This is a genomic window from Sphingomonas sp. MMS24-J13 (genome assembly GCF_044905095.1).
Taxonomy (GTDB): domain Bacteria; phylum Pseudomonadota; class Alphaproteobacteria; order Sphingomonadales; family Sphingomonadaceae; genus Sphingomonas_I.
In genome coordinates this window covers 4521506-4545248 of sequence record NZ_CP173258.1, presented here as the reverse complement: position 1 = coordinate 4545248, position 23743 = coordinate 4521506, and the positions used below count along the sequence as shown (strand labels likewise).

Annotated in this window: 24 protein-coding genes and 1 other RNA gene; 15 read left to right on the top strand and 10 right to left on the bottom strand. The window is 64.2% G+C overall.

All coding sequences use genetic code 11. The features are described from left to right. Positions 1 to 46 precede the first annotated feature (46 nt). The 8 genes from infB to AB4Z44_RS21245 all read left to right on the top strand — a co-directional run bounded on the left by infB (position 47) and on the right by AB4Z44_RS21245 (position 9967). Positions 47 to 2632 carry a translation initiation factor IF-2 gene (infB, locus tag AB4Z44_RS21280; RefSeq protein WP_404711646.1) on the top strand — a complete coding sequence of 862 codons (2586 nt, stop codon included), beginning with the start codon at positions 47 to 49 and terminating at the stop codon, positions 2630 to 2632. Positions 2633 to 2788: 156 nt separating this feature from the next. After that, on the top strand, positions 2789 to 3190 hold the full coding sequence (rbfA, locus tag AB4Z44_RS21275; RefSeq protein ID WP_404711645.1) for a 30S ribosome-binding factor RbfA: 402 nt from the start codon (positions 2789 to 2791) through the stop codon (positions 3188 to 3190). Beyond that, complete coding sequence (locus AB4Z44_RS21270; RefSeq protein ID WP_404711644.1) at positions 3180 to 3728, top strand: GNAT family N-acetyltransferase; 549 nt, start codon at positions 3180 to 3182, stop codon at positions 3726 to 3728. The genes rbfA and AB4Z44_RS21270 overlap by 11 nt, the downstream gene beginning before the upstream one ends. Next, entirely contained in the window at positions 3725 to 5137 is a 1413-nt protein-coding gene (locus tag AB4Z44_RS21265) for an alpha/beta fold hydrolase (RefSeq protein WP_404711643.1), read from the top strand. Before AB4Z44_RS21270 ends, AB4Z44_RS21265 begins: the two co-directional genes overlap by 4 nt. Beyond that, positions 5134 to 6153 carry a tRNA pseudouridine(55) synthase TruB gene (truB, locus tag AB4Z44_RS21260; protein ID WP_404714302.1) on the top strand — a complete coding sequence of 340 codons (1020 nt, stop codon included), beginning with the start codon at positions 5134 to 5136 and terminating at the stop codon, positions 6151 to 6153. The genes AB4Z44_RS21265 and truB overlap by 4 nt, the downstream gene beginning before the upstream one ends. A 7-nt stretch (positions 6154 to 6160) precedes the next feature. Continuing rightward, positions 6161 to 6430, top strand: a complete 270-nt coding sequence (gene rpsO, locus AB4Z44_RS21255) for a 30S ribosomal protein S15 (protein ID WP_404711642.1) — start codon at positions 6161 to 6163, stop codon at positions 6428 to 6430. A gap of 168 nt (positions 6431 to 6598) precedes the next feature. After that, a complete protein-coding gene (pnp, locus tag AB4Z44_RS21250) occupies positions 6599 to 8956 on the top strand; it encodes a polyribonucleotide nucleotidyltransferase (protein WP_404711641.1) in 2358 nt (785 codons plus the stop codon). A 267-nt stretch (positions 8957 to 9223) separates the two neighbouring features. After that, the gene (locus AB4Z44_RS21245; protein ID WP_404711640.1) at positions 9224 to 9967 is read left to right on the top strand and encodes a PEPxxWA-CTERM sorting domain-containing protein; all 744 of its coding nucleotides are present in this window, start codon (positions 9224 to 9226) and stop codon (positions 9965 to 9967) included. A 284-nt stretch (positions 9968 to 10251) separates the two neighbouring features. Here AB4Z44_RS21245 and AB4Z44_RS21240 read toward each other — a convergent pair whose 3' ends face one another. Further along, a complete protein-coding gene (locus AB4Z44_RS21240; protein WP_404711639.1) occupies positions 10252 to 10899 on the bottom strand; it encodes a hypothetical protein in 648 nt (215 codons plus the stop codon). Here AB4Z44_RS21240 and AB4Z44_RS21235 point away from each other — a divergent pair. Together AB4Z44_RS21235 and AB4Z44_RS21230 are read left to right on the top strand one after the other, a co-directional pair. Further along, the gene (locus AB4Z44_RS21235; RefSeq protein WP_404711638.1) at positions 10898 to 10999 is read left to right on the top strand and encodes a PEPxxWA-CTERM sorting domain-containing protein; all 102 of its coding nucleotides are present in this window, start codon (positions 10898 to 10900) and stop codon (positions 10997 to 10999) included. The two genes, AB4Z44_RS21240 and AB4Z44_RS21235, sit on opposite strands and share 2 nt — an antisense overlap. A gap of 80 nt (positions 11000 to 11079) precedes the next feature. Continuing rightward, positions 11080 to 11886: a sterol desaturase family protein gene (locus tag AB4Z44_RS21230; RefSeq protein WP_404711637.1), complete on the top strand. Its 807-nt coding sequence runs from the start codon at positions 11080 to 11082 to the stop codon at positions 11884 to 11886. A 72-nt stretch (positions 11887 to 11958) separates the two neighbouring features. Here the strand turns inward: AB4Z44_RS21230 and AB4Z44_RS21225 are convergent, their stop codons facing one another. The 5 genes from AB4Z44_RS21225 to mscL form a co-directional block, all read right to left on the bottom strand. After that, entirely contained in the window at positions 11959 to 12837 is an 879-nt protein-coding gene (locus AB4Z44_RS21225; RefSeq protein WP_404711636.1) for a bifunctional 5,10-methylenetetrahydrofolate dehydrogenase/5,10-methenyltetrahydrofolate cyclohydrolase, read from the bottom strand. 82 nt (positions 12838 to 12919) lie between these two features. Beyond that, positions 12920 to 13501 (bottom strand): hypothetical protein, encoded by a 582-nt coding sequence (locus tag AB4Z44_RS21220; protein ID WP_404711635.1) that lies wholly within the window; start codon positions 13499 to 13501, stop codon positions 12920 to 12922. Positions 13502 to 13669: 168 nt separating this feature from the next. After that, complete coding sequence (locus tag AB4Z44_RS21215) at positions 13670 to 14416, bottom strand: glutathione S-transferase family protein (RefSeq protein ID WP_404711634.1); 747 nt, start codon at positions 14414 to 14416, stop codon at positions 13670 to 13672. A gap of 124 nt (positions 14417 to 14540) precedes the next feature. Beyond that, positions 14541 to 14882, bottom strand: a transfer-messenger RNA (tmRNA) gene (gene ssrA / locus AB4Z44_RS21210). A gap of 15 nt (positions 14883 to 14897) precedes the next feature. Further along, positions 14898 to 15353 (bottom strand): large conductance mechanosensitive channel protein MscL, encoded by a 456-nt coding sequence (mscL, locus tag AB4Z44_RS21205; protein ID WP_404711633.1) that lies wholly within the window; start codon positions 15351 to 15353, stop codon positions 14898 to 14900. Between the two features lie 120 nt (positions 15354 to 15473). On the opposite strand from mscL, the gene AB4Z44_RS21200 reads away from it, so the two are divergent. The 5 genes from AB4Z44_RS21200 to AB4Z44_RS21180 are packed head-to-tail and all read left to right on the top strand — an operon-like array spanning position 15474 to position 18694. Beyond that, positions 15474 to 16070 carry a LemA family protein gene (locus AB4Z44_RS21200; protein ID WP_404711632.1) on the top strand — a complete coding sequence of 199 codons (597 nt, stop codon included), beginning with the start codon at positions 15474 to 15476 and terminating at the stop codon, positions 16068 to 16070. A 5-nt stretch (positions 16071 to 16075) separates the two neighbouring features. Then, positions 16076 to 16630: a TPM domain-containing protein gene (locus AB4Z44_RS21195; protein ID WP_404711631.1), complete on the top strand. Its 555-nt coding sequence runs from the start codon at positions 16076 to 16078 to the stop codon at positions 16628 to 16630. Then, a complete protein-coding gene (locus tag AB4Z44_RS21190) occupies positions 16627 to 17499 on the top strand; it encodes a TPM domain-containing protein (RefSeq protein ID WP_404711630.1) in 873 nt (290 codons plus the stop codon). The genes AB4Z44_RS21195 and AB4Z44_RS21190 overlap by 4 nt, the downstream gene beginning before the upstream one ends. A gap of 5 nt (positions 17500 to 17504) precedes the next feature. Further along, the gene (locus AB4Z44_RS21185; RefSeq protein WP_404711629.1) at positions 17505 to 18167 is read left to right on the top strand and encodes a TPM domain-containing protein; all 663 of its coding nucleotides are present in this window, start codon (positions 17505 to 17507) and stop codon (positions 18165 to 18167) included. Between the two features lie 26 nt (positions 18168 to 18193). Then, positions 18194 to 18694, top strand: a complete 501-nt coding sequence (locus AB4Z44_RS21180) for an NUDIX hydrolase (protein ID WP_404714301.1) — start codon at positions 18194 to 18196, stop codon at positions 18692 to 18694. A gap of 24 nt (positions 18695 to 18718) precedes the next feature. On the opposite strand, the gene AB4Z44_RS21175 is transcribed toward AB4Z44_RS21180, so the two are convergent. The 4 genes from AB4Z44_RS21175 to glnA form a co-directional block, all read right to left on the bottom strand. Beyond that, positions 18719 to 19201, bottom strand: coding sequence for a GAF domain-containing protein (locus AB4Z44_RS21175; RefSeq protein WP_404711628.1), 483 nt, complete (start codon positions 19199 to 19201; stop codon positions 18719 to 18721). A 260-nt stretch (positions 19202 to 19461) separates the two neighbouring features. Continuing rightward, a complete protein-coding gene (locus tag AB4Z44_RS21170; RefSeq protein WP_404711627.1) occupies positions 19462 to 21036 on the bottom strand; it encodes a M28 family metallopeptidase in 1575 nt (524 codons plus the stop codon). Between the two features lie 89 nt (positions 21037 to 21125). Next, the gene (locus AB4Z44_RS21165; RefSeq protein ID WP_404711626.1) at positions 21126 to 21956 is read right to left on the bottom strand and encodes an alpha/beta fold hydrolase; all 831 of its coding nucleotides are present in this window, start codon (positions 21954 to 21956) and stop codon (positions 21126 to 21128) included. Positions 21957 to 22322: 366 nt separating this feature from the next. Next, the gene (gene glnA / locus AB4Z44_RS21160) at positions 22323 to 23735 is read right to left on the bottom strand and encodes a type I glutamate--ammonia ligase (RefSeq protein WP_404711625.1); all 1413 of its coding nucleotides are present in this window, start codon (positions 23733 to 23735) and stop codon (positions 22323 to 22325) included. Positions 23736 to 23743 lie beyond the last annotated feature (8 nt).

Genomic DNA, 23743 nt, shown 5'->3' with positions numbered 1-23743 from the left:
GGGCCATTTGGCGCATGAAAAAGATTTTGAGGGTTCGGTTTACCAGATGAGCGATAACGAAAAGCCAAAACTGGGTCTCAGTGCACCGCTCGGCGTTCGCCGTACGGTCGAGACCGGTAAGGTGAAACAGAGCTTCAGCCACGGCCGCTCGAACACGGTGATCGTGGAGACCAAAAAGGCCCGCATCTTCCGCAAGCCAGGGGATCCGGCACCGGTCGAGGCACCCGAGCCCGCCGTCGCGCCCGTCGAGGTCGAAGCACCGGCAGCGGTGGCCGCACCGCGTCCGGCGGCGACGCCGGTAGCGCCGCCGCCACCGCCACGCCCGCAGCCTGCCCCGATCACCCGGCCGATGACGCCGCTCGAACGCCGCGAACAGCAGGAGCGTCTGCTGCGCGAGGCCGACGAGGCGCGCATGAATGCCTTGGAGGATGCGCGCCGCCGCGAGGAAGCCGCTGCCCGTGAAGCCATCGAGGAAGAGAAGCGCCGTGCCGAGGAAAATCGTCGCGCCGCGGAGGCCCCCGAGGCTCCGCCGGTCGTAGCCGAGCCTGCCCCGGCACCCGAGCCGGTCCCTGTCGAACCCGTAGTGGCCGAACCCGTGGCCGAGGCACCCGTAGCCGCTGCGGCGACAACGGACGAACAGGCCCCGGCGCGCCCGGGCGTCGTCGCCCCGCCGCCACCGCGCCGCTTCACCCCGGTCATCGCACCCAAGCGGCCCGAGCGGAACCGCATGGGCGACGATCGCCGCCAATCGGGCAAGCTCACCGTCACCCGCGCGCTCGACGACGATGCCGGGGGTGCCCGTGCGCGCAGCCTGGCGGCGCTCAAGCGGGCACGTGAGAAGGACAAGAGATCGCACCAGTCGGGCCCGGCCGCCAAGCAGGTGCGCGATGTGGTCGTGCCCGAGGCGATCACCGTCGCCGAGCTCGCCAATCGTATGGCCGAGCGGACCGCCGATCTGGTCAAATCGCTGTTCAAGATGGGCACGCCGGTCACCTCCAACCAGGTGATCGATCAGGACACGGCCGAGTTGCTCGTCGCCGAGTTCGGCCACAACATCCGCCGCGTCTCCGAATCGGATATCGATATCGTCACCGAGAGCGACGTCGATGCCCCCGAGACTTTGAAGCCGCGTGCGCCGGTCGTCACGATCATGGGCCATGTCGATCATGGCAAGACGTCGCTGCTCGATGCGCTGCGCGGGACCGACGTCGCGTCGGGCGAAGCCGGCGGCATCACCCAGCATATCGGCGCCTATATGGTGACGCAGAAAGACGGATCGAAGATCACTTTCCTCGATACGCCGGGTCACGAAGCCTTCAGCTCGATGCGTGCCCGTGGCGCCGACGTGACCGACATCGTCGTGATCGTCGTTGCCGGCGATGATGGCATCCGGCCGCAGACGATCGAGGCGATCAATCACACCAAGGCGGCCAACAAGCCGATGATCATCGCCATCAACAAGATGGACAAGCCGGGTTCCAATCCCCAGCGGGTGCGCGAAGCCTTGCTGCAATATGACGTCCAGGTCGAAAGCATGGGCGGCGATGTCCAGGAGGTCGAGGTCTCGGCGCTCGCCAAGACCGGGCTCGACGAGCTGATCGAGAAGATCCAGCTTCAGGCCGAGGTCATGGAACTCACCGCCAACCCCGATCGCGAAGCCGAAGGCGTCGTGATCGAGGCGCAGCTCGACAAGGGCCGCGGCCCGGTTGCGACGATCCTGGTACGTCGCGGCACGCTCAAGACCGGCGACATCTTCGTCGTCGGGCCGGAAAGCGGCAAGGTCCGTGCCTTGATCGACGACAAGGGCAAGCAGGTGAAAAGCGCCGGTCCTTCCGTTCCGGTCGAAATCCTCGGCATCTCGGGCGTGCCCGGTGCGGCGGATCAGCTCACCGTCGTCGAGAATGAGGCACGTGCCCGTGAGGTCGCCGCCTATCGCGCCAGCGTGATCCAGCAGAAGCGCACGACGACGGCACCCGCCTCGCTCGAGTCGATGTTCTCGGCACTGCGCGACAAGCAGGCGCAGCAGTTCCCGCTGGTGATCAAGGCCGATGCCCAGGGCTCGGTCGAGGCGATCATCGGTTCGCTGCAGAAGATCGGCAATGACGACATCCAGGTGCGCATCCTGAGCTCGGGCGTCGGCGGCATCACCGAAAGCGATGTCAGCCTGGCCGCGGCGTCCAAGGCGCCGATCATCGGCTTCAACGTTCGCGCCAATGCCAAGGCACGCGAGATCGCCACGCGGGATCAGGTCGCGCTCAAATATTATGACGTGATCTACGATCTGCTCGACGACATCCGCGCCGCGATGGCCGGCCAACTCGGTCCCGAATATTTCGAGACCGTGGTCGGCCGCGCCGAAGTCCGCGAGGTCTTCTCGGCGGGCAAGCACGGCAAGGCGGCCGGCCTTCTGGTCACCGAGGGGTTCATCAAGAAGGACCTGCGCGCACGCCTCACTCGCGACGACGTCATCGTCTACAACGGCAAGATCGCCTCGCTGCGTCGCTTCAAGGACGACGTCGCCGAGGTCCGCGCCGGACTGGAATGCGGCGTCACGTTCGAGGGCTCGACCGACATCAAGGCCGGGGATTATCTCGAGACCTTCGAGGTCGAGGAGCGCGCACGGACGCTGTGAGCGCGCAAAACGGCGAACCGTTATCCGGCAAGGCGTCTCGCCTTGCCGGAGGCTGGCTCGGCGAGCTGTTCAGTAGCTGTTTTGCTGAGGATACATGGCACTGACCCTGCCATGCATTCTTCTAGCGGTGGGTCTCACTTTTTCTTCAGGTGAACGATGCGCCACAACGCCACATCCGAAGGCAAATCGGTCCGCCTGCTCCGCGTCGGCGAACAGGTGCGCCATATCCTTGCCGAAATCCTGATGCGCGGGGACGTGCATGACGAGACGCTTGCGGCGCACCACGTTTCGGTGACCGAAGTGCGCATGTCGCCCGATCTCAAGCACGCCATCGTGTTCGTGAAACCCTTGCTCGGGGCGGACGAGGAGAAGGTGCTGAAGGCGCTGCGAACCAACACCGCTTACTTCCAGAGCGAGGTCGCCAAGCGCGTGAACCTCAAATATGCGGCGAAGATCAAGTTCCTGCCCGACGAGAGTTTCGACGAAGGTCAGCGGATCGATGCGCTGCTGCGCTCCCCCATCGTCGCCCGCGATCTCGGCGAGCAGGATGCCGATTGATTTCAAGGCGGCGCTCGGCGTGCCGCCCGTCGACGACACGATCAGGTTCGAACCTATGGCGGAGCGGCACCGCATTGGGCTGAAGGCGGCCTGTGCGCTCGATTCCGACATCTGGCCGATCTATGCCGCCCCGTTCGATCCCGATCATTTCGACGCGACCTTCGACGCCGTCCTCGCCAACCCGGGCCGTATTCCGTTTGCAATATTTGCGGACGATAGGCTGGTCGGCATGAGCGCCTATCTCGGGCTCGATCCCGGCCGCCAGACGGTCGAGATCGGCCAGACCTATTTCGTACCCACCGTTCGCGGCACCGGGCTCAACGGCCAGGTCAAGCGACTGATGCTGGGCCACGCCTTCGCGAGCGGCATCCGTCGCGTCGAATTCCGGGTCGACGATCGCAATGCGCGGTCGAAGGCGGCGGTCGCCAAGATCGGCGGTGTGCTGGAAGGCGTGCTGCGCGCGGATCGCATCACCTGGACCGGCCATGTCCGTGATACGGCCTTGTTTTCCATACTTGCGGGGGAATGGCAGGCATGATTCCACTGGTGGCGCCGTTGATCGCAGCCTGCGCGCCCTGGGGCGTGCCGCCGGCCAAGGTGCCCGATGCGGTCGTGATCGGCAAAGCCTATGACGAGCAGAATCCCTTCGCGAAGATCGTTCGGCACGAGACCAGGGTTCCGGTCGTCTACGAAGACCGGAACGTCATCGCCTTCATGGATTACGAGCCGGCCTCGCCCGGCCATGTGCTGGTCATCTCCAAGACATCCAAGGCCCGCAACCTGCTGGAGGTGAGCGACAAGGACCTCACCCGATTGCTCGTGGTCGCCCGCCGCGTCGGCCGCGCCGAGATCAGCGGACTGGGTGCCGACGGTTTCACTGTCGAACAGAATAACGGCCTGCCGCAATCGGTGCCGCACCTCCATGTCCATGTGCTGCCGCGCTACATCGGCTTCAATCGCTGCCGCGGCGGCGGCCTGCGTCAGCCCAACGAGGTGCTGGAGCCGTTTGCCGCCCGGCTCCGCGTCGCTTTGGCCGCCGATCGCGGGCAGCCGGTGCCACCCAAGCCCACCGACGACCTGCCCGTCCCCACCGCGCTCGCGCCGCAGGCTACGCCGGTCGTACCGGCCAAGGCGATCACCACCGATCCGGTCGCCGATGCGGCCAATCCCGCCGCGATGGCAGCGTTCCAGCTGCCGAGCCACGGCGCATTGCTCAACGCGGTGATGTACACCGCGTCGGGCGCGGAGCCGCATCCGACCATGCTGCTGCTCCACGGCTTTCCGGGCAACGAGCAGAATCTCGACCTCGCCCAAGCGGTCCGTCGTGCCGGCTGGAACGTGCTGACGCTCCATTACCGCGGCAGCTGGGGCAGCCCGGGCAGTTTCTCGTTCGGCCATGCCGCCGAGGATGCCGATGCCGCGCTCGCTTTCCTCAAATCGCCCGACGCGACGGCGCGTTTCCACATCGATCCGGCGCGGATCGTGGTTGCCGGCCACAGCATGGGCGGGATGATGGCGGCGCACGCCGCCGCCAGCGACAAGAGCGTGCTGGGCGCGATCCTGATCGACGCCTGGGATATCGCCAGCGACGGCCGCCGGATCGCGAATGATCCGAAGGCGAGGGACGCGCTCGCGCGTGACGAAGTGCGCGGCGATCTGCCGCCGCTCGCCGGCACCAGCGAGGCAGCACTGGTCGACGAGATCGCCCATGCGCCGCCGTCGCTCGACCTCGCCGCGACGGCAGCGCAGATCAAGGATATGCCGTTGCTGGTAATCGGGGCCGAACGCGCCGGTGCGCCGACCGCGAGGGCAGTCGCCGAAGCCGCGCGTGCCGCGGGCGGCAAGCATGTCGCGCTGGTGATCGTGCCGACCGATCATCCTTTCTCCGATCATCGCATCGAGCTCGAAGCGCGGGTGATCGACTGGCTCGGGCAGTTCCCCCGCTGAGCGCGCCCCTCCACGGCTGGCTGATCCTCGACAAACCGGTCGGGCTGGGCTCGACCCAGGCCGTCTCGGCGGTCAAGCGCGCGCTGCGCACGGGCGGTTACCCCAAGGCCAAGGTCGGCCATGGCGGCACGCTCGATCCGCTCGCGAGCGGGGTACTGCCGATCGCCATCGGCGAGGCGACCAAGCTTTCGGGGCGGATGCTGGACGCCGACAAGGCGTATGATTTCACGATCACGTTCGGGGCGGAGACTTCGACGCTGGATGCCGAGGGTGAAGTTGTCGGCGAGAGTGCGGTTCGGCCGACCCTGGCCCAAATCGAGGCGGTGCTACCACGCTTCACCGGGCCGATTGCGCAGGTGCCGCCGGCTTTTTCGGCGCTGAAGGTGGATGGCAAGCGGGCCTACGATCTGGCGCGCGCGGGTGAAGAGGTGGTGCTCGCCAGCCGCAATGTGGTGATTCACGAACTAAGATCCTCCCCGCAACGGGGCGGGGGACCGCCGGCGCCGTCGGTGAAGGAGGGGGCCAACCTCGAACGAAGCGCGAGCCTTGAGGTAGGCCCCCTCCTCCAGCCTGCGGCTGGTCCCCCTCCCCGTTCCGGGGAGGAATTGGAAAGCATCACCCTTTCGGCCCGCGTCTCCAAGGGCACCTATATCCGCAGCCTCGCGCGCGACATCGCCTACGCGCTCGGCACGGTCGGCCATGTCACCATGCTCCGCCGCACCAAGGCGGGGCCGTTCACCCTTGAATCCGCGATTTCGCTGGACATATTGGACCAAGCCGCTAGAGCCGCGGAGCTGCAGGAGCTGCTCCTGCCGCTGACGGCCGGACTGGACGACATCCCGGTCCTCGCCGTCTCCCCCGAACAAACCGTCGCGCTCCGCCAGGGGCGCACGCTTGCAGGGATCGCAGCACCACCTGGACTTACCCTCGCGATGCTGGGCGATACGCCCGTGGCACTCGTCGAGGTAGGGCCTGAAACGAAGGTGGTGCGCGGCTTCAACCTGATGTCGGAGTGAAGATATCATGACGATCACTGCCGAACGCAAAGCCGAAGTCATCAAGGACAATGCCCGTTCGGAGGGCGACAGCGGTTCGCCCGAAGTACAGATCGCGATCCTGACCGAGCGGATTGCCAATTTGACCGAGCATTTCAAGACCCACGCGAAGGACAATCACTCGCGCCGCGGTCTGCTGATGATGGTGAACAACCGCCGCAGCCTGCTCGATTATCTCAAGAAGAAGGACGCCGACCGCTACAGCGCACTGATCGCCAAGCTCGGTCTCCGCAAGTAACAAAGGGCGCCTTCGGGCGCCCTTTTCGCTTTATGACCCTACCCACCCGGGCAATTCGGCAATTCGGCCGATGCTCATCAGGGACACGAAAAGTCCCGCACCGCCGCGAGCCGGCTAGCTCGCACACGAGGTCCCGCCGGCATCCGGCCTGCGGGTGAAGGAAAGCAAATGTTCGATATCAAGAAGACGGAAATCGAGTGGGGCGGCCAGACGCTGACGCTCGAAACGGGCCGCGTTGCCCGCCAGGCCGATGGCGCTGTCGTCGCCACGCTCGGCGAGACGGTCGTGCTCTGTGCGGTCACCGCCGCGCGCTCGGTCAAGGAAGGGCAGGATTTCTTCCCGCTCACCGTCCACTATCAGGAAAAATATAGCGCTGCCGGCCGCATCCCCGGCGGCTTCTTCAAGCGCGAGCGCGGCGCGACCGAGAAGGAAACCCTGGTTTCCCGCTTGATCGACCGCCCGATCCGCCCCCTCTTCCCCGAGGGTTTCTACAACGAGATCAACGTTATCGCCCAGGTGCTGAGCTATGACGGCGAGAACGAGCCCGACATCCTCGCGATGGTTGCCGCGTCCGCCGCGCTCACCATTTCCGGCGTGCCCTTCATGGGCCCGATCGGCGCTGCCCGCGTCGGCTATGTCGACGGCGAATATATCCTGAACCCGACCAACGAGCAGGTGAAGGCCGGCGAGCTCGAGCTCGTCGTCGCCGCGACCGGCAATGCCGTGATGATGGTCGAATCCGAAGCGAAGGAGCTTTCGGAAGAGGTCATGCTCGGCGCGGTCATGTTCGCACACAAGGCGAGCCAGAAGGTGATCAACGCGATCATCGATCTCGCCGAAAAGGCTGCGAAGGATCCGTGGGATCTGGAAATGAGCGACGACAGCGCGCTCAAGAAGCAGGTCAAGGACCTGATCGGCAAGGGCATCGCCTCCGCCTACAAGCTTACGAAGAAGGCCGAGCGCGTTGCCGCCATCACCGCTGCCAAGGCGCCGCTGAAGGAGGCTTTTGCCGACGCCGACAGCACCACGAAGATGAAGATCGGCAAGCTCGCCAAGAAGGTCGAGGCCGACATCGTCCGGACCCAGATCCTCAAGGAAGGCGTCCGCATCGACGGCCGCGACACGAAGACCGTCCGTCCGATCGAGGCGATGGTGCACTTCCTGCCGCGCACCCACGGTTCGGCCCTGTTCACGCGAGGCGAAACGCAGGCGATCTGCTCCACCACGCTTGGCACCAAGGAAGCCGAGCAGATGATCGACGGCCTGACCGGCCTGTCGTACGAGCGCTTCCTGCTCCACTATAACTTCCCGCCTTATTCGGTGGGCGAGGTCGGCCGCTTCGGTGCGCCGGGCCGTCGTGAAGTGGGCCATGGCAAGCTGGCCTGGCGCGCGCTGCATCCGGTGCTGCCGAGCCTGGAGGAATTCCCCTACACGATCCGCGTCCTGTCCGACATCACCGAGAGCAACGGCTCTTCGTCGATGGCGACGGTGTGCGGCGGTTCGCTCGCGATGATGGATGCCGGCGTGCCGCTGAAGCGCCCGGTCTCGGGCATCGCGATGGGCCTGATCCTGGAAGGCAAGGAATTCGCGATCCTGTCCGACATCCTGGGCGACGAGGATCATCTCGGCGACATGGACTTCAAGGTGGCCGGCACCAGCCAGGGCATCACGAGCCTGCAGATGGACATCAAGGTCGCGGGCATCACCGAGGAGATCATGCGGGTCGCACTCGCTCAGGCGAACGAAGGCCGCGCGCATATCCTGGGCGAGATGGCCAAGGCGCTCGACAGCACGCGCACCGAGCTTTCGGCGCACGCACCGCGCATCGAGACGATGCAGGTCCCCAAGGACAAGATCCGCGAAGTGATCGGCACCGGCGGCAAGGTGATCCGCGAGATCGTCGCCACCACCGGCGCCAAGGTCGACATCGAGGACGATGGCACGGTCAAGATCAGCTCGTCCGATCCCGAGAAGATCGAGGCAGCGCGCAAGTGGATCGAAGGCATCACGCAGGAAGCCGAAGTAGGCAAGGTCTACAGCGGCAAGGTCGTGAACATGGTCGATTTCGGCGCGTTCGTGAACTTCATGGGTGGCAAGGACGGCCTGGTCCACATCTCCGAGATCAAGAACGAGCGCGTCGCCAAGGTCTCCGACGTCCTGACCGAGGGCCAAGAGGTCAAGGTCAAGGTGCTCGAGATCGATCCGCGCGGCAAGGTGCGCCTGTCGATGCGCGTTGTCGATCAGGAGACTGGCGCCGAGTTGGAAGATACCCGTCCAGCACGCGAACCGCGTGAAGGCGGCGATCGTCCGCGGGGCGACCGCGGTGATCGTGGTGGTGATCGCGGCCCGCGTCGCGATGGCGACCGTCGTCGCGAGGGTGGCGATCGTGGCCCGCGCCGTGAGCGCAGCGAAGGCGGCGAAGGCCGCGGCGATCGGGGCCCGCGCCGCGAGCGCACCGAAGGCGGCAACGAAGAGGGACCGGCGCCCGAATTCGCACCGGCCTTCCTGCAGCGCGACGACGACTGATTGTCCGCAGCCGGCTGAAACGGAAAGGGCGCCCCGCGGGGCGCCCTTTTTGTTTCAACAGCCTTCTTCCGCCGTTCAGGATGTTAAGCTCACGTCGCGTCGCTGGAGTTAACCAATACACCACGTACTTCCGAAGCTTCGCTGCGCGCTCGACAATCATGGTTAACGTATTAACTATCATTATAACAAAATAAGTAGAATTCCGCAGTCGCCGAAAAGCCCGTCCAAGATCATTGCGTCCCCGACAGCTTTCTGGGGAACACCATCATGGCTCACATTCTTAAGTCCGTCGTCGCCGCCGCCATCGCGCTGACCGTCGCGAGCGTCTCGCCAGCCGCTAATCTCGTGCAGAATGGCGGGTTCGAGCAGACCACGCGCACCGACGGTTCGTACGGCATCGGCTCGCTCTATCCCTCGAACAATGCCACCTATTGGACGACCACCGGCTACAATTTCGTGTTCCAGCCCGGCACTGCCGACTCGGTCGGCGCCAACGGCGAATATGGCAACATGAAGCTGTGGGGCCCGGCCAACGGCGCCAACAACGGCCTGACCGCATCCAGCCCGTCGGGCGGCAACTTCCTCGCCGCCGACGGCGCCTACCAGACCGAGGTGATCTCACAGGTGATCAACGGCCTGAATGTCGGCCAGCAGTACAAGGTCAGCTTCGACTGGGCCGGTGCGCAGCAATATGGCTATAACGGCGTGACCACCGAAAACTGGACCGTCTCGCTCGGCAACCAGAGCTTCACCACGCCGACCGTGACCAATGCCGATCATGGCTTCACCGGCTGGCAGAGCGCGAGCTACATCTTCACCGCGACCAACGCGACCGAGACGCTCTCCTTCCTCGCCCACGGCACGCCGAACGGCGAGCCGCCCTTCTCGCTGCTCGACAGCGTTTCGATGGGCGCAGTGCCCGAGCCGGCCAGCTGGGCGATGATGATCGTCGGCTTCGGCGCAGTCGGCGGCGCGATGCGCTTCCGCAAGCGCACTGCCGTCATCGCCTGATCCTACTGGATCGGTGGGCGGCACCGGTCCCACCGGTGCCGCCCACGATCTGTTTCGTCTAAGTAACATATCTTTCACAAACACTTTTGCGGCGTTGCAATCAGCCCAGCGCCACTCCCGACGAGGCCCTGCAAGCTATCATCGCCGTGATAAAGCGAGGCCGGTCAAAATAGGCAGCTATCATAAGCTGCTACGCCTCGTTCCCGTTTTCGATCATTCCCATTAACCTTGATAAGCGCATCGGGATGTTGCGAACGCCCCTGCAATGGTCCATAGGACTGTCGTTAATTAAAAATTAACGGTATCTTTTGGGGGTGATTATCATGGCTATACGTGCGTTCCTGCTCGGCTCGGCGGCCGCGCTTGTTGCGGTGGCTGCACCGGCTTCGGCGACACCGCTTCCCATCGCCAATCTGGTGGCCAACGGCTCGTTCGAGAGCACGACGGCCACCGACAAGACCTATTTCAACGGCCAGGTGGCCGGTTGGAGCGGCGGCACCAACCTCACTTTCATCGATTTCCCGGGAACCGCCGACGATCCCAGCAAGTATCTGACGGTCTACGGCCCATTCCCGGCGACCAGCCCGGACGGCGGCAATTTCGTCGAGGCCGATGGCGATCCCAACTATTCTGGCGCGATCTATCAGACGATCGACGGCTTGACGGTCGGTCAGCAGTACAAGCTCTCCTTCTATCAGGCGGCCGGCCAGCAGCTTAACTTCACCGGCCCGACCACGGAGCAATGGCAGGTCAGCTTCGGCAGCGAGACGTATCTCTCGAGCCTCTATTCGCTCCCGCAGGGTGGCGTCGGCCCGTGGCAGGCTCAGACCATGACCTTCACCGCCACCGCGACGTCGCAGGTCCTGACCTTTCTTCGCCAAGGGCACGCCCGGCGGCGCCCCGCCAATCTCGTTCCTCGACGGCGTGAGCATGTCGGCCGTGCCCGAGCCGGCCAGCTGGGGCCTGATGATCGTCGGCTTCGGCGCGTTGGGTGGCGCGATGCGCCGTCGTCGCGCGGTGGTCGCCGCCTGAGCGCGCTCGCGTAAATCAAACGGCGGGCGCCCCGAAACGGGCGCCCGTCTTTTTTAACAGGTTCGTGCTAGACTGCCTCCATGCATGCCGTTCAAGCGCTGATCGTCGATCTGGTCCGCCTCTGCCTGTGGCTGGTGATCCTGGCCGTCATCTTCGTGCCGATCGAACGCCTGTTCGCGCTTCACGCCCGCAAGCCGCGGTCGCGGGCCGCCCTGCTCGAAGATCTGGGCTTCTATTTCCTGAGCAGCCTGCTGCCCGCCTTCCTGCTCAGCCTGCCGATGGCACTGGTGATCGCCGTGTCGCACCGGATCGTGCCGGCCGCTTATTACGATTGGGTCGACGCCTGGCCTTTGTGGCTGAAGATGGTGGTGGCCTTCGTGGTCGGCGAGATCGGTTTCTATTGGGGCCACCGCTGGAGCCACGAAATCCCCTTCCTGTGGCGCTTCCATGCGGTCCATCATCGTCCCGAGCGGCTCGACTGGCTGATCAACACCCGCGCCCATCCGATCGACATGGTCTTCGGCCGGCTGTGCGGGCTGGTGCCGATCGTCCTGCTCGGGCTGGCCGGGCGCGGTGCGGGTAAGGACAGCCTGCCGGTGATCATCTTCCTGCTGTTCGGCACGGTGTGGGGCTTCTTCCTCCATGCCAATGTCCGCTGGCGGCTGGGCCCGCTCGAGCATCTGATCGCCAGCCCGCGCTTCCACCATTGGCACCATGTGCGCGAAGGGCCGATCAACCGTAACTATGCATCGACGTTGCCGGTGATGGATCGGCTGTTCGGCACGCTGCATGCGCCCAGGGCGTGGCCGGAGAGCTACGGCATCGTGGAGACAAATCGGACGGACCTCAATCCGCCGCAGCACGGCGAGAAGGACCGCGCTGCATAGCAGCGTAGTGGAGGGGCGTCCGACAGCGGCATGGCACCGCCCCTCAAGGCGGCCCCGCCATACCCGCGGGGCTCAGGCCGCTTGGGCGACCCGCTGCACCTCGATCCGCATCCGTGCAGCCTTGAGCGTATTCTCCATCAGGCAGGCGATCGTCATCGGGCCGACGCCACCCGGTACGGGGGTGAGCGCGCCCGCCACTTCGCGCGCCTCGTCGAATTCGACGTCGCCGACGAGCCGCGTCGTGCCGTCGGGCCGGGTGATGCGGTTGATGCCGACATCGATCACGATCGCGCGCGGCTTGATCCAGCTGCCGCGCACCAGCCCGGGCTTGCCGACCGCGCTCACCAATATGTCGGCACCGCGGCAGATGAATTGGGTGTCGCGCGTATGGATGTGGGTCGTGGTGACGGTCGCGCGCTCCTCGAGCAGCAGGGACGCCATCGGCTTGCCGACGATGTTCGAACTGCCGATCACGACCGCATGACTACCGGTGAGATCGGGGACGATCGACTTGATGATCTTGAGGCAGCCGAGCGGCGTACAGGGGATCAAGGCGTCATTCCCCTGGAGCAGCCGGCCCGCATTGAGCGCGTGCAGCCCGTCGACATCCTTCATCGGATCGACCGCCGCCATCACGCGCAAGGTGTTGACCTGCGGCGGCAGCGGCAGCTGGACGAGGATGCCGTCGATATCGTCGCGCTCGTTAAATGCTGCGACCTGCGCCAGCACCTCCTCCTCGCTCACGCCGGCGGGAAGCATCTTCACCTCGGCGTTGAAGCCGACGTCGCGCGCACGCTTGATCTTGCTGTTGACGTAGACGTGGCTGGCCGGATCGTCGCCCGCCAGGATCACCGCCAGGCCGGGCAGACGCGGCAGCGAGGCCATTTCGGCCTTCACCTGCTCCACCACCCGGCGCGCGAGTGCCCGTCCGTCGATGATCTCCGCCGTCATATGCTGCCCTCCAACTCTGCTCGCGCCTGCGATAGCGCGATCGAACCGTGGCGTCAGCAGCGCAGGGCGGGTTTGACCCCGATTAGCGGCCGCCGGGCTTGAAGGTCGGATCGAACTGCTTGTGACAGACGTTGCACGCCTCATCGAGATCGCTGCCCGCCTTGAACCAGGCATCCTGATCCTTTCTTTCCGCCGCGTCAGCAGCCTGGAGCGCGACCTTGCGCACTTCCAGTACGGCCTTGTCCCAATTGGGATCGGGAACGCGGCGGCCGGGAATCAGCAGCACGTTGGTAACCTCGGCCAGCGTGCGCGCGGCGCTTTCGGCATCTTCCCATTCCCTGTCGTTCTTGGGGAAGAGCGAATGTTCGCCCGTCTTGTCGGTGATGAAGCCCTGCCGTTTCCAGATGCCGTCGCCGGCATATTGCATGACGTGCGGCATGAATTCCTTGAGCTGGAGTTTCAGATAATAAGGGGCGTTGTCATTGGCCCCCGACGCGGCCGCGCGCGCGGCCTTTTCCGCCGGGATCATCGGGCCGGCATCGTCGGCGGCCTGGGTGGCGTTTGCCGCTTGCTCGTTCTGCGCCTGCTGCTCCACTGTTCCGCCGGGTTTCGAACAGGCAGCCAGTACGAGCAACATCGCCACAGCACCGGCGTCCCGCACCATTTTCAAAACCGCTCCCGTTGGCATGCCGCTTCCCCATCATCCGCCCCGCGCGTCGATCACGCGTCGATATCCGCTCTCCCTTGCACCCTCTCGGAGGTTTTGGGCAGAGATTTACGGTTGGTAGAAGGTTTCAAGAAACGTTACACATGTTCAGGATGTGGGCGCCGTTTAAGCTTTTGCCTGCGGCAGCAACTCGCGCGGGACCTCCGCGAACATCTTCACGGCTGCGGGCCGTGCATTGATGCGTGCGATCCATGCCAGCAATCCCGGCGTGTCGGTCTTGTTGACCAGTTCGGGGAAACCGTTCTGCATCCCGTTGGCGATCGCGAAATTGCAAATGTCGGCGAGCGAATAGCCGCTGTCGATCAGCCATTCATGATCCTTCAGTCGCTCCTCCAGTCGCTTCACCGAAACCGCGATCTTGCGCATCTCCTCGTCCAGCACATCCTGCGGGAAGCCGTTGCGGGCGTTGCGCCATTTGGTCTGCTGCTCGGGCACCGGAATGCGCTTGACCTGCTCCTCGAACTGCTCGTCGGTCAGCTGGCGCGCCATATGCTTGATCATCCGCTCCCAGCCGATCGTGGATACGCACCAGCAGAAATATTCGTCGACCCACTTGGTCCAGATTCGCATGTTCGCGCGCTCGAACGGATCGTCGGGGCGCAACTTCGTGCCCGCATCGGGGAAGATATCCTCGACATATTCGCAGATGACGGTGCTTTCGGTGATGATCCGGCCGTCATGCTCCAGCGCCGGCACCTGGCCGCGCGGATTGATCGCCTTGAACCAATCCTCATGATGCTCGAACTTTGCCGGGTTGAGGCGGACGACCTCGAACGGCACGCCCTTCTCGTAGAGGGTCAGCAGGGGCTTGAGCGAATTGGCGCCCGGCCCGAAGCTGTAGAGTTTCAGCATTGCTCTCTCCCGATCTGGTTTGAGCAGGCCATAGCGCCCCGCGCGGCGCGGCGCACGGGTCGTTTCAGGCTGGTTCGACGAATGAAAGTGGGGAGCTTCTGTTGCTCGGTGCTCCCCGTACCGCCGGAATCCGATTCTGTTGCCCGGTTCGGCCCGAACCGCGTTCAAGCTTTGTAATCTAAGCCGTTAGGCCGTGATTACGCAGCAATCGCGAGCGCCTCGTTATCGTTGGCACTTGTAGTTTTGAGCCTTTTACGGGTTACTCAGCCCGGGCGAAAACAGAATGCCCGTACACACGTCGATCCTAGTTCGGCCCCATCAGAGCCCGCCCTTGCGGAGCGGGTTATGGTGGAGCCGCCGGGTACCGCCCCCGGGTCCGCTGCGCCAAACACAATGCAATTTATCGCCATATCCGGCCGAAGCCGGCACGGCGGATATAGGCAGGCCGGACGGCGCTGTGAAGGGTGCCATCCCGATTCCGTTATTGCCGGCCGCGGGCGCGCAATTCGTCGCGGATCTCGCGCAGCAGGATGACGTCCGCCGATTCGGGCGGTGGGGCAGCGACCTCCGCCGCGGCACGCCTGGCACCGAGCGTCATCGCCTTGTTCACCGCGCGAACGAGCAGGAAGATGATGAAGGCGACGATCAGGAAATTGACCGCCTGCGTGATGAACTCACCATAACCGAGCAGCGGCACGCCGGCCTTCTTGAGATCGGCATAGCTGGTGAGAGAGCCCTTATAATCGGCCGGGATATCGCCCAGGCGAATGAAATGGCTGGAGAAATCGAGGCCGCCCGAAAGCTTGCCGATCACCGGCATGATCACGTCGTCGGTCAGGCTGGTAACGATCTTGCCGAACGCGGCGCCGATAATCACGGCGACGGCGAGATCGAGCACGTTGCCGCGCATGATGAACGCCCTGAATTCCTTGAACATGGGAACCTCCTTCTGCTGCAACGCTTGTCATCCCTGGAACGATCGCGATCAACCCCGATTGCGCCGACTGTCTTGCACGAGTAAGACGCCAGTCCTCGACCGTTTGCGGAGAAACCCACCATGTCGCGCCTGACCCGTCTGTCCCCTGCCCTGCTCGCCCCGGTGGCCGCACTGGCGCTCGGGGGTTGCGGCCTCAACACAATTCCTGCCGCCGACGAGACCGCGAAGGCGCGCTGGGCCGACGTGCAGAACGAATATCAGCGCCGCGCCGATCTGGTCCCCAATCTCGTCGCGACGGTGAAGGGCTATGCGAAACAGGAGCAGTCCGTACTGGTCGGCGTGACCGAGGCGCGTGCCAAGGCAACTTCGATCCAGGTCAAGGCGGACGATCTGAAAGATCCGGCCAAGCTCCAGCAGTTCGGTGCGGCGCAAGGCCAGCTGAGCCAGGCGCTCGGCAGGCTGCTTTCGGTCACGGAAAATTATCCGGACCTGAAGTCCAACACCAACTTCCTGGCGCTGCAGTCGCAGCTGGAAGGCACCGAAAACCGGATCACGATCGCGCGACGCGATTACAACAGCGCGGTGCAGAGCTACAACACGCTGATCCGTACCTTCCCGAGTTCGATCGGCGCCAAGGTGTTCTACGGCGCCAAGCCGATGTCGACCTTCGAAGCCACGACCCCCAACGCCCAGACCGCGCCGACGGTCAGTTTCTGACGATCATGGGCATCGACGCTCATGACAGGTATCCCGGCTTTGGCCGGGATGCTCTAAAGCGGGCCATCCGCGCTTTGTCATGGGCGTTGGCGTTGTTCGTCACGGTGCCCGCATCCGCACAGAGCTTTCCGACGTTCACCAATTTCGTCGTCGACCAGGCAAACATCCTTCCGTCTGGCGACGAGGCACGGCTGGATCATGCTCTGGCGAATCTTCAGAAACGCACGCGGCACCAATTGGCTGTCGTGACCGTCTCAAGCCTTCAGGGCCTGCCGATCAACGATTACTCGCTACGCCTCTTCCGCACCTCGGGCGTTGGGCGGAAGCATTACGATGACGGGGTCGTCATCCTTGTCGCGCCAAAAGACCATAAGGTGCGGATCGAGGTTGGATATGGACTGGAGGCGACGCTGACCGATCCGCGCTGTGCAGCGATCATTCGGGATCTGATGCTACCGGCCTTTACCAAAGGCAATTTCGCCGGCGGCATTAACGCCGGCGCAAATGCGATCATCGCACGGTTGAATGCAGCCGCACCGCTCGAAACAGCAGGACAATGACGATGCGCCGCTTGTGGCCGTTCCTTTCACTTCTGTTGGCGTTTCTCGCGCCGACCGCTGAAGCAGCCCCAACCTTCCCGCAGTTCACCGGCCTTGTCACCGACGCCGCCGGCATACTCCCCGCCGACCAGAAAGCGGCGCTCGAAGCCAAGCTGGAAGCGCTGCAGCAGCAGACGAATCGCCAGCTGGTCGTGGCCACCATCCCAGATCTGCAGGGCTACGAGATCGCCGACTACGGCAATCAGTTGATCCGCAAGTGGGGCGTGGGCCTCAAGGGCGCCGACAATGGCGCGATCCTGATCGTCGCGCCCAAGGAGCACAAGGTCCGGATCGAGGTCGGCTACGGCCTCGAGCCGGTGCTGACCGACGCGCTGTCGAGCGTGATCATCCAGACGCGCATCGTCCCCGCGTTCAAGGCGGGCGACATGCCCGGCGGGATCGTCGCGGGCACCGACGCGCTCGTCCAGCAATTGAGCCTGCCCGACGATCTGGCCAAGGCCAAGGTAGCCGAGGCGGTCAAGGCCTATGATGCCGCGCACAAACGCCGCAACGGCCAAGGCGCCGCACCGGTCGCGGTGATCTTCTGGCTCGTCATCATCGGCGGGATCATATTGGTGGCCGGCCTGCGCCGATCGGGACGCGGGGCCGCCTATCGCCAATCGAGCAGCAACTGGCCGATCTGGCTGTGGGCGGCGAGCGAAATCGTCGATGACCTTTCCCGCTCCAACCACCGTGGCGGCGGTTCCTGGGGATCGGGCTTCGGCGGCGGCGGTGGCAGCGACGACGGTGGTGGCGGCTGGGGTGGCGGTGGCTTCACCGGCGGCGGCGGTGGATCGGGCGGCGGCGGTGGCGCGTCGGGGAGCTGGTGATGCACATGAAGCCGGAAGATCGGGCCAAGGTAGCTGCTGCTATCAAAGCCGCCGAAGCGAAGACCGATGGCGAGATCAGCACGATCGTCGCGGCGTCATCCGATTCCTACGGCGACGTCGTGTTCGTCGCCGCCGCTCTGGTGGCACTGTTGCCGCTGGCGGTGTCGGCTGCCTGGCCCGGGGTGCTCGAATCGGGGGCCAAGCTGCTGACCGGTGGGTGGGAGGAGCCGACTTTGCGCTTCATGCTCACCCTGCTGACGATCGAGACCGCCTGCCTGTTCCTGATCGCCTGGGCGGTTTTCCGCATCGCGGCGATCCGCACGGTCCTGACGCCCGCCGCCATCGAGACGCGCCGGGTGCGCCGTCGCGCCCTGATGCTGTTCCGCACCGGCACCGAGCAACGCACGCTCAGCAAGACCGGCGTCCTGCTCTATTTGAGCCTGGCCGAACATCGCGCCGAGATCGTGGCCGACGCCGCCATTCACAGCCGCGCACCGCAGGAAGCGTGGGGCGAGGCGATGGCTGCGCTGATCGCGGCGCTCAAGGACAACCGGCCCGGTGACGGCATCGCCGCCGCGGTCGAGCGGATCGGCGCCGTGTTGGCCGAGCATTTTCCCTATACCGGAAGCGACCCCAACGAACTGCCCGACAGGTTGATCGAATTGTGAGCAATCCCCCGGGTGCGCCCGAGATCATGTGGCAGGGCAAGTTCATCACCGTCCGCAAATGGGCGAACTGGGAATATGTCGGCCGCGCGCGCGGCATCGGCGCCGCGGTGATCCTCGCGATCGTCGACGGCGACGTGCTGCTGGTGGAGCAATATCGCGTCCCGCTCGGCGGGCCATGCCTGGAGCTGCCAGCCGGACTGGTCGGTGATGAGAGCGAAGGCGAGGCGATCGAGATCGCGGCGGCGCGTGAGCTGGAGGAGGAGACCGGCTACCGCGCCAACCAGGTCGAGGTGATCGGACGCTTCGCATCGTCGCCGGGCATGGTGTCGGAGACCTTTACTCTGGTGCGGGCAACCGGACTGGTGCGCGTCGGCGACGGCGGCGGCGTGGAAGGCGAAGGGATTACGGTGCATCGTGTGCCACTGGACAGCATCGCGGACTTCGTCGCGCATAAGCGCCACGAGGGCATGATCATGGACGTCAAGTTGCTGATCTTGCTGAGCGCGGGAATCTTGGCGGCCCGCTGAAAATTTTCCCCGGCACGGGAAGGATTAGAGGATCCGCGGCCCCAGCAACGCCACCAGCGCCTCACATCCCTTACGATCCTCGGCGTCGAATCGGGCCGGCAAGGGGCTATCGAGATCCAGCACGCCGATCAGCCGCCCGCCCACCACGATCGGAACCACCAGCTCGGATGCCGATGCCGCATCGCAGGCGATGTGCCCCGGAAAGGCATGCACATCCTCGACCAACTGGGTTTCGCGCGTGGCCGCTGCCGCACCGCATACGCCCGATCCGAACGCGATGCGGATGCAGGCCGCCTTGCCCTGGAACGGCCCCAACACAAGCTCGCCGCCGATGTTGCGATAGAAACCCGCCCAATTGAGATCGGGCAGATACTCCCACAGCAAAGCCGCCGCGTTCGCCATGTTGGCGATAGCATCCGGCTCATCCGCGGTCAGGCCGTCGAGTGCTGACAACAAATCGCGGTAGAGTCCGGCTTTGTCCCCGGCAGCGACGTCGAACTGATACATGAGGCGGGCCTTGCGTGATTCACCCCGCACATGGCGGCCCGCCCGGTGCCGATCAAGTAGACGATCAGCGGCGTCGAAGCTCCTCGGCCGAGACGAAGCCGAGCGTCGCCAGAAACAGCACCGCGCCCGCTATGCTGCAATAAAGAATGATGTCACCGATCGAATGGCCCATCTCGCATCTCCTTACATCGATGCGAGATGTTTATGGCGTCGTGCGGCTCAGGCTTTGACCATGATCAAAGGGCAGATCGCGGCCAAACCTAAGGCTTCGCGAAACGCTTGAAGAAGCTCGTCTCATGCCAGGCGGGGCGCTTCACGCCGTTGGCAACGCGCAATGCCATATCGGCGACGAAATCGTTGAGCTTCACCGCTTCTTCTTTCTCGACCGGCTGGTCGATATCGTCGGACGGCGCATGGTAGCGCGTGGTGCGCCAGATCCGTTCGATCTTCTCCTCGGGCGTGCCGAGCGCGAAGCCGAACTTGAACGCGACCGAGGGAATACCGGCGCGGATGAAGCTATATTGATCCGATCGCGTGAAGCTGTTGCGATCGGGCAAGGGATCGGGCGTCAGCGCCAACCCGCGCGCCTTGGCGACGGCGGCGGCGACGTCGCCCAGACTGCTCTCGTCGGCGCCGAGCACGGTGACCCCGGTCAGCTTCCACAGGGGCAAGGGCATATCGAAATTAAGATCGGCGACGATCGAGGCCTTGGGTACGGTCGGCCGCTCGGCGAAATAATGCGAGCCCAGCAGGCCCTTTTCCTCGGCAGTGACGAATACGAACAGGATCGATCTCTTCGGCTTCACCTTGTCGGCACGGAGCTTTGCCGCGATCTCGAGTAGGTTGGCGACGCCCGAGCCATCGTCCATCGCCCCGTTGTAGATCGTATCGCCGTTGATCGGCTCGCCGACGCCGAGACCATCGAGGTGTGCCGAGACGACGACATATTCGCTCTTCAGCTTCCGATCGCTTCCGGGCATGCGCGCGACGATGTTGGGCGAGACCAATGGGCGCCGGTTGGCCACCACGCTTGCCTTGAACCGCGGCGTGAGATCGAAGCGCGGCACCGGTTTCGAAGCATCCGCCAGCGCGGAAACCTCAGCGAAATCGTGGCCCGACCCGGCGAAGAGCAGATCGGATTTGGCCGTTTCGAACTGCGCCGCGAAGAAGGGTACTTTGACCGGGCGGAGGCTACTGTCGGTGAGGTACATGGCCGGCTGCGAGGCGATCAGCATGCGCCGCTCCCACGGAATTTCGATCTGCTTCGTCGTGGTCAGCGAAATGATGCCGACTGCGCCCTGCTCGGCCAGATATCTGGAGCGTGCCGAGCGCGCATCCGACTTGAGCGCTCCCGATATATCGGCCGGCCCGCCGCCCACCACCACGACGATCTTTCCCTTCACATCAAGCCCGGCGAAATCGTCATAACCGGCATCGGGTATGTGCAGACCATAGCCCGCAAAGACGAGCGGCGCGTCGACCATGTCGGGTGCGGGGCCGCCGCCGCCCGAAATGATCAGATCGCGCGGGGCCACCAGTGCCGTGACGCCGTTCGGCCCCGATAAAGTGGCCCGCGCCTCGCTTTGCAGCACCTTCTGCTCTGTGAAGGCGACCGGCTGGAAATAGCCGTCGACGCCGGCGGGCTGGAGCCCCAGCGCCTTGGCTTGGCGGATCACATAATCGGCTGCGCGCAGGTAATCTTCGGAGCCGGTGAGCCGGCCGCGCATCTCATCGGACGCGATCGCCCGAATATGCCCCCACCACATATCGCCGCGCGTTTCGGCAAGCACGGGCGCAGCAACGAGCGAGACGGCAAGAGCAATACGCGCGATCATGATTTTCCCCGGTCTGTTGCGCGGCAACATGACCGTGGGCGGGGATTTGTAAAGCGCCGGAGCGTATCCGCCCCGGCGCTCTCATGCGATCAGCCCTCGATGAAGGCGAGCAGTTCGGGGTTGATGACGTCGGCATGAGTCGTCGCCATGCCGTGCGGGAAGCCCGGATAGGTCTTGAGCGTGCCGTTCTGCAGCAATTTGATCGATAGCAGGGCGGAATTGGCAATCGGCACGATCTGATCATCCTCGCCATGGAGCACCAGGGTCGGCACCGTGATCGCCTTCAGATCCTCAGTGAAGTCGGTTTCGGAGAAAGCCTTGATGCAATCATAATGCGCCTTGGTGCCGCCCATCATGCCCTGGCGCCACCAATTGCGGATCACGCCTTCGGACACCTGCGCATTGGGCCGGTTGAAGCCGTAGAAAGGCCCGCTGGCGATATCGAGGAAGAATTGGGCGCGGTTCGCAATCTGCGCGGTGCGGAAACCGTCGAATACCTCGATCGGCAGGCCGCCCGGATTGGCCTCGTTCTTGACCATGATCGGCGGCACTGCACCGATCAGCACCGCCTTGGCGACGCGGCCGGGCTTGGCGCGCGCCACATAGTGCACGACTTCGCCGCCGCCGGTCGAATGGCCGATATGGACCGCGTCCTTGAGATCGAGCGCGTCGGTCAGTTCCGCCACATCTGCGGCATAGGTATCCATCTCGTTGCCGGTATCGGTCTGGCTCGAGCGCCCGTGGCCGCGGCGGTCATGCGCGATCACGCGATAACCCTTCTCGAGGAAGAACATCATCTGGGCATCCCAATCGTCGGCCGAGAGCGGCCAGCCATGATGGAACACGATCGGCTGCGCGTCCTTCGAACCCCAATCCTTGTAGAAGATCTGCGTACCGTCCTGGGTGGTGATGAAAGCCATGCCGTGTCTCCTGCAAACCACGCTCGATTGCGTTGGCGAATGAATGGCCGAAAATACGTCAGTGAATAAGATGCTATATTTTCACATGATCGATGCGATATTTTTATCGATCTCTCCTGACCCGACCCCGCATGCTCTGCCGGTAATGTAAGATCATTGCAGAAGCGGGATGGCGGTGTTGGCGGCATAGCCTGCGCGCGGGCGAGCGAACAATGACGTCATGGGGACAAATTGCCAGGTTGGCGGCGCGCAGGCCAGGCCGCCGTGGGGCGTCGGACTGTTCGCCCGACCGGACGAGCACTAGCGCACAAAAAAACGCCCGCGGATCGCTCCGCGGGCGTCTTCCAATCCGCTGATCCGGAGGGATCAGTAGGAATAATACATGTCGAACTCGACCGGAGCCGGCGTCATTTCCCAGCGGGCGACGTCGGGCCACTTGAGTTCCATGTAGCTCTCGATCTGGTCCTCGGTGAACACGCCGCCCTTGGTGAGGTAGGCATGATCGGCGGCCAGGCTGTCGAGCGCCTCGCGCAGCGACGCGCAGACGGTCGGGACCTGCGCCAGCTCTTCCGGCGGAAGATCATAGAGGTTCTTGTCCATCGCCTCGCCGGGATGGATCTTGTTCTCGATACCATCGAGGCCGGCCATCAGCAGCGCTGCATAGCAGAGGTACGGATTGGCCATCGCGTCGGGGAAACGGAACTCGACGCGCTTCGCCTTGGTGCCGGCACCGTAGGGGATGCGGCACGACGCCGAACGGTTGCGCGCCGAATAAGCGAGCAAAACGGGGGCTTCGTAGCCCGGCACCAGGCGCTTGTAGCTGTTGGTGGTCGGGTTGGTGAAGGCGTTCAGCGACTTGGCATGCTTGATCACGCCGCCGATGAAATAGAGGCACATGTCGGACAGGCCGGCATAGCCGTTGCCAGCGAACAGCGGCGTGCCGCCATCCCAGATCGACATGTGGGTGTGCATGCCCGAGCCGTTATCCTTGGCGATCGGCTTCGGCATGAAGGTTACGGTCTTGCCATAGGCCTGCGCCACGTTCCACACGACATACTTGTAGATCTGCATGCGATCGGCAGTGGTGACGAGCGTGCCGAAGGTGAGGCCGAGCTCGTGCTGGGCGGCCGCCACTTCGTGGTGATGCTTGTCGCACGGCAGGCCCATTTCCAGCATGGTCGAAACCATCTCGGCGCGGATGTCGACGGCCGAGTCGACCGGCGCGACCGGGAAATAGCCGCCCTTCGCGCGCGGACGGTGAGCCAGATTGCCGGCCTCATATTCCTTGCCGGTGTTGGTCGGCAGCTCGACATCGTCGATCTTGAAATACGACTCGTTGTAGGTCGTATCGAAGGTGACGTTGTCGAACATGAAGAATTCGGCTTCGGGGCCGACATAGACGGTGTCACCGATGCCGAGCGTCTTGACATAGGCTTCGGCGCGCTTGGCGGTCGAGCGCGGATCGCGGGCATAAAGCTCGCCGGTCGAAGGCTCGACGATGTCGCATACGAGGATCAGCATCGGGGTCGCGGAAAAGGGATCGACCCACACCGCATCCAGATCGGGCTGGAGGATCATGTCGGATTCGTTGATGGCCTTCCAGCCGTCGATCGACGAACCGTCGAACATGAAGCCATCGTTGAGCTCGTCCTCACCGACGACGCCCGCCACCATGGTCAGATGCTGCCACTTGCCCTTGGGATCGGTGAAGCGAAGATCGACCCACTCGATCTCCTTGTCCTTGATAAGCTTGAGAACGTCGGACGCCTTATTCGCCATGGAAATGC

Bases quoted from the DNA above. Each gene is read 5' to 3' on its own strand.
- infB (WP_404711646.1), top strand. From the start codon at position 47: ATGAGCGATAACGAAAAGCCAAAACTGGGTCTCAGTGCACCGCTCGGC.
- rbfA (WP_404711645.1), top strand. From the start codon at position 2,789: ATGCGCCACAACGCCACATCCGAAGGCAAATCGGTCCGCCTGCTCCGC.
- AB4Z44_RS21270 (WP_404711644.1), top strand. From the start codon at position 3,180: ATGCCGATTGATTTCAAGGCGGCGCTCGGCGTGCCGCCCGTCGACGAC.
- AB4Z44_RS21265 (WP_404711643.1), top strand. From the start codon at position 3,725: ATGATTCCACTGGTGGCGCCGTTGATCGCAGCCTGCGCGCCCTGGGGC.
- rpsO (WP_404711642.1), top strand. From the start codon at position 6,161: ATGACGATCACTGCCGAACGCAAAGCCGAAGTCATCAAGGACAATGCC.
- pnp (WP_404711641.1), top strand. From the start codon at position 6,599: ATGTTCGATATCAAGAAGACGGAAATCGAGTGGGGCGGCCAGACGCTG.
- AB4Z44_RS21245 (WP_404711640.1), top strand. From the start codon at position 9,224: ATGGCTCACATTCTTAAGTCCGTCGTCGCCGCCGCCATCGCGCTGACC.
- AB4Z44_RS21235 (WP_404711638.1), top strand. From the start codon at position 10,898: ATGTCGGCCGTGCCCGAGCCGGCCAGCTGGGGCCTGATGATCGTCGGC.
- AB4Z44_RS21240 (WP_404711639.1), bottom strand. From the start codon at position 10,899: ATGCTCACGCCGTCGAGGAACGAGATTGGCGGGGCGCCGCCGGGCGTG.
- AB4Z44_RS21230 (WP_404711637.1), top strand. From the start codon at position 11,080: ATGCATGCCGTTCAAGCGCTGATCGTCGATCTGGTCCGCCTCTGCCTG.
- AB4Z44_RS21225 (WP_404711636.1), bottom strand. From the start codon at position 12,837: ATGACGGCGGAGATCATCGACGGACGGGCACTCGCGCGCCGGGTGGTG.
- AB4Z44_RS21220 (WP_404711635.1), bottom strand. From the start codon at position 13,501: ATGGTGCGGGACGCCGGTGCTGTGGCGATGTTGCTCGTACTGGCTGCC.
- AB4Z44_RS21215 (WP_404711634.1), bottom strand. From the start codon at position 14,416: ATGCTGAAACTCTACAGCTTCGGGCCGGGCGCCAATTCGCTCAAGCCC.
- mscL (WP_404711633.1), bottom strand. From the start codon at position 15,353: ATGTTCAAGGAATTCAGGGCGTTCATCATGCGCGGCAACGTGCTCGAT.
- AB4Z44_RS21200 (WP_404711632.1), top strand. From the start codon at position 15,474: ATGTCGCGCCTGACCCGTCTGTCCCCTGCCCTGCTCGCCCCGGTGGCC.
- AB4Z44_RS21195 (WP_404711631.1), top strand. From the start codon at position 16,076: ATGGGCATCGACGCTCATGACAGGTATCCCGGCTTTGGCCGGGATGCT.
- AB4Z44_RS21190 (WP_404711630.1), top strand. From the start codon at position 16,627: ATGACGATGCGCCGCTTGTGGCCGTTCCTTTCACTTCTGTTGGCGTTT.
- AB4Z44_RS21185 (WP_404711629.1), top strand. From the start codon at position 17,505: ATGAAGCCGGAAGATCGGGCCAAGGTAGCTGCTGCTATCAAAGCCGCC.
- AB4Z44_RS21180 (WP_404714301.1), top strand. From the start codon at position 18,194: ATGTGGCAGGGCAAGTTCATCACCGTCCGCAAATGGGCGAACTGGGAA.
- AB4Z44_RS21175 (WP_404711628.1), bottom strand. From the start codon at position 19,201: ATGTATCAGTTCGACGTCGCTGCCGGGGACAAAGCCGGACTCTACCGC.
- AB4Z44_RS21170 (WP_404711627.1), bottom strand. From the start codon at position 21,036: ATGATCGCGCGTATTGCTCTTGCCGTCTCGCTCGTTGCTGCGCCCGTG.
- AB4Z44_RS21165 (WP_404711626.1), bottom strand. From the start codon at position 21,956: ATGGCTTTCATCACCACCCAGGACGGTACGCAGATCTTCTACAAGGAT.
- glnA (WP_404711625.1), bottom strand. From the start codon at position 23,735: ATGGCGAATAAGGCGTCCGACGTTCTCAAGCTTATCAAGGACAAGGAG.